Origin of the sequence: Paracoccus denitrificans, from assembly GCF_900100045.1 — a bacterium.
GTDB classification, from domain to species: Bacteria; Pseudomonadota; Alphaproteobacteria; order Rhodobacterales; family Rhodobacteraceae; genus Paracoccus; species Paracoccus denitrificans.
Map to the genome: position 1 here is coordinate 1 of NZ_FNEA01000067.1, position 6,256 is coordinate 6,256.

At 63.0% G+C, this 6,256-nt stretch carries 10 protein-coding genes and 2 pseudogenes; 5 read left to right on the forward strand and 7 right to left on the reverse strand.

Annotation, left to right across the window (positions count from 1 at the left end; genetic code table 11):
• A partial coding sequence (locus tag BLT64_RS25445; RefSeq protein ID WP_217633926.1) for a type II toxin-antitoxin system ParD family antitoxin occupies positions 1 to 231 on the forward strand: 231 nt, incomplete at its 5' end.
• Between the two features lie 121 nt (positions 232 to 352).
• Entirely contained in the window at positions 353 to 700 is a 348-nt protein-coding gene (locus BLT64_RS25455) for a hypothetical protein (RefSeq protein ID WP_011748678.1), read from the forward strand.
• 220 nt (positions 701 to 920) lie between these two features.
• Here BLT64_RS25455 and BLT64_RS25460 read toward each other — a convergent pair whose 3' ends face one another.
• The 6 genes from BLT64_RS25460 to BLT64_RS25485 form a co-directional block, all read right to left on the reverse strand.
• Positions 921 to 2,093, reverse strand: a complete 1,173-nt coding sequence (locus BLT64_RS25460) for an ATP-binding protein (protein ID WP_011748679.1) — start codon at positions 2,091 to 2,093, stop codon at positions 921 to 923.
• A gap of 324 nt (positions 2,094 to 2,417) precedes the next feature.
• Positions 2,418 to 2,627 carry a hypothetical protein gene (locus BLT64_RS25465; RefSeq protein WP_011748680.1) on the reverse strand — a complete coding sequence of 70 codons (210 nt, stop codon included), beginning with the start codon at positions 2,625 to 2,627 and terminating at the stop codon, positions 2,418 to 2,420.
• Between the two features lie 135 nt (positions 2,628 to 2,762).
• Entirely contained in the window at positions 2,763 to 3,023 is a 261-nt protein-coding gene (locus tag BLT64_RS25470; RefSeq protein WP_232290462.1) for a hypothetical protein, read from the reverse strand.
• A gap of 14 nt (positions 3,024 to 3,037) precedes the next feature.
• Positions 3,038 to 3,547, reverse strand: coding sequence for a DUF1176 domain-containing protein (locus tag BLT64_RS25475; protein WP_011748682.1), 510 nt, complete (start codon positions 3,545 to 3,547; stop codon positions 3,038 to 3,040).
• Positions 3,544 to 3,726 carry a hypothetical protein gene (locus BLT64_RS25480; protein ID WP_041529962.1) on the reverse strand — a complete coding sequence of 61 codons (183 nt, stop codon included), beginning with the start codon at positions 3,724 to 3,726 and terminating at the stop codon, positions 3,544 to 3,546. The genes BLT64_RS25475 and BLT64_RS25480 overlap by 4 nt, the downstream gene beginning before the upstream one ends.
• Positions 3,723 to 4,022 carry a zinc ribbon domain-containing protein gene (locus tag BLT64_RS25485; protein ID WP_232290463.1) on the reverse strand — a complete coding sequence of 100 codons (300 nt, stop codon included), beginning with the start codon at positions 4,020 to 4,022 and terminating at the stop codon, positions 3,723 to 3,725. Before BLT64_RS25485 ends, BLT64_RS25480 begins: the two co-directional genes overlap by 4 nt.
• A 99-nt stretch (positions 4,023 to 4,121) precedes the next feature.
• Between BLT64_RS25485 and BLT64_RS25490 the strand changes: the two genes are divergently transcribed.
• The gene (locus BLT64_RS25490) at positions 4,122 to 4,349 is read left to right on the forward strand and encodes a helix-turn-helix domain-containing protein (RefSeq protein ID WP_011748684.1); all 228 of its coding nucleotides are present in this window, start codon (positions 4,122 to 4,124) and stop codon (positions 4,347 to 4,349) included.
• A 72-nt stretch (positions 4,350 to 4,421) separates the two neighbouring features.
• Positions 4,422 to 5,382, forward strand: a pseudogene (locus tag BLT64_RS25495) (IS1182 family transposase); the annotation flags it as partial.
• On the opposite strand, the pseudogene BLT64_RS25500 reads toward BLT64_RS25495, so the two are convergent.
• Positions 5,380 to 5,559: pseudogene (locus BLT64_RS25500) on the reverse strand (transposase); the annotation flags it as partial. The pseudogenes BLT64_RS25495 and BLT64_RS25500 overlap by 3 nt on opposite strands.
• A 308-nt stretch (positions 5,560 to 5,867) precedes the next feature.
• Between BLT64_RS25500 and BLT64_RS25505 the strand changes: the two are divergent.
• Positions 5,868 to 6,256 (forward strand): D-alanine--D-alanine ligase (locus tag BLT64_RS25505; protein ID WP_496559553.1); only part of this gene is annotated, 389 nt, incomplete at its 3' end.

Sequence of the window (6,256 nt, forward strand, 5' to 3'; positions counted from 1 at the left end):
TCGGTTTCGCTCGGCGATCACTTCGTCAGCTTCATCGACGCGCAGGTGAAGGGCGGCCGCTATGGCTCGGCCAGCGACGTGGTGCGGGCGGGGCTGCGGCTTCTGGAGGAGCACGAGGCCAAGGTAAAGGCCCTCCAGGACGCCCTGATCACCGGAGAGGACTCCGGCCGTGCGGAAGGCTTCGATCTCGACCAGTTCATTGCCCGCAAGATGGCCGGCCGCAACGCATGAAGGCGCTGGCCTTTACCGTCGCGGCAACGGGCGATCTGGAGGAAGTCTGGGACTATACGGAAGGCGAATGGTGGCCTCGGGGCCGAGGTCACGCACGGCATCTGTGAAGGGACATGCGCCGATGAACGGATTGCAATATTGGCATATGCGCCCCGTGAGCATGGAGAGCTTGGTGATGACTTATCTGCTCAGCGATTATCCGGTCCTGGCACGGCTCGCGGCCGGCAGAACCGAAGCGACAAGTCTCGATGCCCGCGCCTGCCGCCGGCTCTATATGCTGGCGACGGCCGACGATCTGGGCGCGATGGGGCCGAAAGAGCGCAGGTTTTACGACAGCCTGGCCGCGAGCGAGCCGGTGCCGGGCTTCCGCGGGCCGATTGCAGCGCTTCAGGCGCAGGTCAGGGCTGCCGGCTTCCGCCGTATGGCCGACGAAAAGACCTTCATGGACGATCTGTCCGGGGGCATCTGACCGAGGCGGATGCGGGCAGCATTCTCGTCCAACGCATAGCCCAGAGTGGCCTACTTTTCGCGATTTCGCCAAATATTAGTGACCGACTATTATTTTGCGGGGCCCGGTACTTTCGTACCACCCGCAAAATGTCGGACCGGGCGCTGCGCCCCGGTACCCAGCTTCCTCCGCCCAGGAAGAAGATCGACCCCCGACGCCGCCCGATGGGCGGACGCATCGCCTACGAATGAAGCGCCAGCAGATCCTGCCCGAACTGGTGCAGCGACATCACCTCGATCCCGTTCGGCAGCGGGAAAGCCTCATCCCCCGGATAGACCACGATCCGCCGCGCAGGTTGCAGGTCTTCGCAGGCCGAGTGAAAGCCGCGCTCGACCTTGGGCGCAAGGTTGCGCTTGACCTCGACGGCCCAGACCGCGCCGCCCGGTAGCGTCAGCACCAGATCGACCTCGGCCCCCGCACCGCTGCGGTAGAACTGCGCCTGCGTCTCTTCTGGCATCAGCGCATGGGCGGTCTCGATGATCAGCCCCTCCCAGCTCGCCCCCGCAACGGGGTGGCCAAGAACGTCATCCAGCGTCGTCAGCCCCAGAAGGGCATGCAGGATGCCGGTGTCGCGCACATAGATGCGCGGGGACTTGACCAGCCGCTTGCCGATATTCGCGTGCCAGGGCTCCAGGCGGCGCACCAGCATCAGGTCGACCAGCAGATCGAGATAGGAGGCGACGGTCTTGGCATCGACCCCGAGCGCGCGGGCAAGCTCGGCGGCGTTCGACAGGCCGGATTGCCGATGCGCCAGCATGGTCCAGAAGCGGCGCAGGGTCTCGGCCGCGATGCGGGGACCGAGCGCGGGAATGTCGCGCTCCAGATAGGTGCGGATGAAGTCGCGCCGCCAGCGCAGGCTGGCCTGATCGCCCTTGGCGAGGAAACTGTCGGGAAAGCCGCCGCGCAGCCAGAGCCGGTCCAGATCGGCGGCAGGAACCTCCAGCGCGTCGAGGGGGGCGAGTTCGGCGTAGGCGATCCGCCCCGCCAGCGTCTCGCCGGATTGCCGCAGCAGGTCGATGGAAGCCGAGCCGAGCAGCAGGAACCGGCCCGCCCGCAGCCCCTTGCGCCGGCCCCGGTCGATCAGGCCGCGCAGGTTCTGGAACAGGTCCGGCACCCGCTGGACCTCATCGAGGATGACCAGCTTGTCCTCATGCGCCGAAAGGTAGAGTTCGGGGTCCGAGAGCCTGGCCCCGTCGGCGCTGGATTCGAGGTCGAGATAGAGCGAGGGGCGCTCGTCTCCCAGCTCCTGTGCCAGCGTGGTCTTGCCCACCTGGCGCGGCCCCAGCAGGGCAACGGCGGGGCTGTCGTCCAGCAGGAACTTTAGGGTGTTGGTTATGCGGCGCTCGATCAACATCCTTGCAATTATGGAGATTAATTCCCGTTTTGCAAGGTTATTTTGTGGACTGCTGTTTCTATCCGCTGCCGGGCTTCCCTCAATGAGCCCAGCTGAGCCCGCTACATCTCTCCGGGTTTATGCATGACAACCAACGGTGCAGTGCAAGCGCAGCCAAGCCGGGTTGGAGATGGGAGACTTCTGGTCGGCGGCAGCTTGAAGGGTGCCGCCCGACGGGCGGCCGCAAACCGCATTCCGCCCCAGCCGCTTGGGGGCGGTCGGAATGCGGTTTGCGCGCAGCCTGACCCCGGCCCGCTCGCATCACGAGGGGCCGTAGGGACGGGGTCAGGCGAATTCATTTTCCCAGCAGGCCATCATCCAGCGCTCATCGCTGTCGGGCAGGTCGATGCCGTAGAATTCCAGCACCTGGGTCAGGTCGTAGATGCGCTCTTCCTGCTCCGGCTCGGTCAGCGCGGCCCACCAGTTGCGCGCCTTGACCTCATCCGGCTGGAAGATCGATGCGGGCAGTTCGCCTTTGAACGGTTGCGGGGGCATCAGTTGTTTCCTTTCATCCATGGCCGGATCGCATCCAGCGCAGCCGCCGATCCGGCGAGGCTGAAGCGGTGGCCCGAACCTCGCATGGCCCATGTCTTGGGTGGGAACCCCGTTCACCACGTGAGGTTCCTGCCCTCAGCCCTTGAACCGGGACACCTCGGGCAGCGCGGGAAGATATCGCAGGGCCGCCAATGCCATCTCCGCATTCACGCCGGCAGGCAGATCGACGATATCTCCTTCAGCGATACGCATCAGCCGCGCCCGCAGCGTATTCCAGCTGAGGGGGCGGCCGGTCGTCATCTTGGCCATCACGACCCGACCGATGGTGAACGCAACCATGTCCGGGTTGTTCAGATAGTCAGGCCCTTTACGCCGATATCCGTTGGTTGCGTGCATGGTCCCATGGGAGGTCACTGCTTGCCTCCCGTCATCCATGGCCGGATCGCGTCCAGCGCTGCCGCCGATCCGGCGAGGCTGAAGCGGTGGCGCTTGCCGCCGAAGCCGATCTCGACCCATTCCGCCCGCCGGACATTGTGGACGAAGAGGTTGGTCGCGCCCATGCCGGCCGTGTCGAAATTGCTCAGCAGGATGTCGCCGCCGGCAGCCACGAAATCCAGCTTCTCGCCATTCGAGAACCGGATACTGACCCGTTCGCCTGCCTCGGCATTGCGACCGTCCAGCGTCACGCTGACGCGGCAGTTGTTGAAATCGCAGGTGCCGTTGGCGTCGAGTTCGTTCATCTGGTCGGTGCGGGTGATCCAGATCTCGTTGCCGCGCACCCGGCGCGAGCTGACCTCGCCGGTCTCGTTGGTGAAGGTCCAGTATTCGGCGCCGCCCTCGACGGAGGCCTCGAAATACCAGCCGGCGGCGGAGGCCGGGCTGGCAAGGGTGATCAGCGCGGCCGTGAACAGGTGTTTCATGCTTCCAGATCCTCCGGCGGAATGTCGATGCCGGCATCGGCCGGCGCCTGCGTAACCAACTGGCTCATGGTGATGTCGCGGCGCAGCGCCTCGATCCGCAGGGACTTGTGCGCCTCGGCGCTGAGACAGATCGAGGTGCGCTTCGGACCGACGGTGGGTTTCCGCTTCGCGCCTATCATCGGTACCAGCCCTCCTGCATCCGGGGGATCACATAGCGCAGGAACAGGCCGACGCCGCCGGCGAACAGCATGAAGGGCGACAGGAACAGGAAGGCGATCAAGCCGTCGAATGCGGTCGTCCGGTCATCGACCGACGCAACCCAGGTACCAAAGACTATGCCGGCAAGAACGAAGAATGCGGCCACGCCGAGCATGAAGGTCGATGCCTGGCGCCAGCTTTCGACCGAGCGGCCCCACACACCGCGGATCGCCCCGCAGGCGGGGCAGGTGGAGGCCTCGGCGTGAATCTCGGTCATGCAATGCGGACATTGGTGGGGCATGGCGGGGGCTCCTGGATGTCGAATGAATGTTAAAACAGGTAGAGTTAAAAGCGTCGACGCACAATAGCATTGTGCATGAAGACGACGCCCAAGAGCCCTCTGCGAGACATCGTGGCGCGCAACATGCGCAGGCTGCGGGCCGAGCGCGGCTGGTCGCAGGAATACCTGGCGCATGAATGCGGGTTGAACCGGACCTATCTCAGCGCAGTCGAGCGGTCAGAGCAGAACATCTCCATCGACAACCTGTACAGGGTGGCACAGGGGTTTGGCGTGGAGAGTTGGACATTGCTGAAGAGCGAGTAGTCAGTCGTAAGGGCGGAGGCTGTGTAAAAACTCCTGTTTATGCTACACTTCCACATGGTTGGGAGGCTTGGCATGTCGGGTTTTATCGAGGGCGCGAACCGGGATCAGACAACGCTTTTTCCCGAGTGTTTGGAGGACTGGGTCAGCGAAGATAACCTCGTCCGTGTCGTCGATCTCTTCGTCAATGACCTCGATCTGGCCTCCTTGGGGTTTCATCGTCATGCAGCCGCGCGGACGGGGCGGCCGGGCTATCATCCGGCGGTGCTGCTCAAGCTGTTCATCTACGGCTATCTGAACCGCATCCCGTCCAGTCGGCGCCTTGAGCGCGAGGCAGGGCGCAATGTCGAGGTGATGTGGCTGACCGGGCGGCTGGTGCCCGACCACAAGACCATCGCTGATTTCCGGCGCGAGAACGGCCCGGCCATTCGCCGGACCTGTGCCGAGTTCGTGGAGCTCTGCCGCCGGATCGGCGTGCTGAGGGGCGTCTGCGTTGCCGTGGACGGCAGCAAGTTCAAGGCTGTCAACAATCGCGACCGGAACTTCACCAAGGCGAAGATCGCCAGCCGCCTGGCACATCTGGAGCAAGAGGTCGGCCGCTATATCGAGGAGGCCGAGCGAGCGGATCGGCAGGAAACCGGCGAGGCACGCGCCGAAAAAATCGCCCATCTGACCAGCCGTTATCATCGCGTCCGGCTGGAAATGGACCGTATGATAACGCTGCGCCGGGAGCTGGAAACGGCGCCGGATGGGCAGATATCTCTGACAGACCCGGACGCCCGCGCCATGGCCACGCGGGCGCAGCATAGTGGGCATGTGGGCGCAGCATAGTGGGCATGTGGGCTATAATGTTCAAAGCGTTGTCGATGCCGAGACCCATCTGATCGTGGCGCATGAGGTCACCAATCAGGGCCATGATCGTGATCAGCTTGCCTCCATGGCGGGTGCCGCGAAGACTGCCCTCCGGCGCGACGACCTGCATATCCTGGCCGACAAAGGCTATTTCAGCGGTGGCGAGATACTCGCCTGCTACGAGCGTCTTGTGTGGCCCATAGGCTTTCGGGGCGTCCCGCCAGCGCAACCCGTTGCGATCTATGAAGATAATCCCGCTCAATACGCGTCGATCATCGACGCGGGGCTTGCCGTGAGACTTTGGAAAAAAGGGGGCAAGACGCGACAGCTGCGCATCCGACAGCCAGAAAAGATCAGACATGGTCACCGCTCAATTTTCGAGCCGTGAATCATGCCGAGACCCGGAAATCAATGGGTCCTGACCCTAACCAACCGAGCTACAACCGCATTTCAGCCTCATCAGGCTTGCACCCGATCTATCCGCATTGAGCCCGGCAGGTCAATATGCAATCAACGCCCCACCCGAAATTAAACCAATGGTGGCTTATCTCCATTATGGGTTGATTTGTTTTGGATAACCCGCAAATTTCTGGCAGAGACACCTGAATATCATTGAGCTTCCCGCATTTATTGAGTCTATTCCGTGTATGAACGCAGAATGAGGTTGTCATGGATCCGTTCGTTGCCGTGTTGATGGGAGGCACTTCCTCGGAGCGCTCCGTCAGTCTTTCATCTGGACATGCATGTGCGGAAGGCTTGGCCAGGGCGGGTTACCGTGTGGCACGGGTCGAGGTGCGGGACGATATCGCGGAAAAGCTGCTGCAAATTCGCCCAAGCGTCGTCTTCAACGCATTGCACGGAACCGGCGGCGAGGATGGCGCGGTCCAGGGATTGCTGGAAAATCTTGGGATTCCCTATACCCATTCCGGAGTGATGGCCTCGGCGCTTGCAATGCACAAGATCAATGCCAAGCACGTTGCCGCCGCGCATGGCGTTCCGGTGGCCGAGTCCATCGTGGTTTCCGCTGCCGATGCGAGTGCTTCGCATGTGATGCAGCT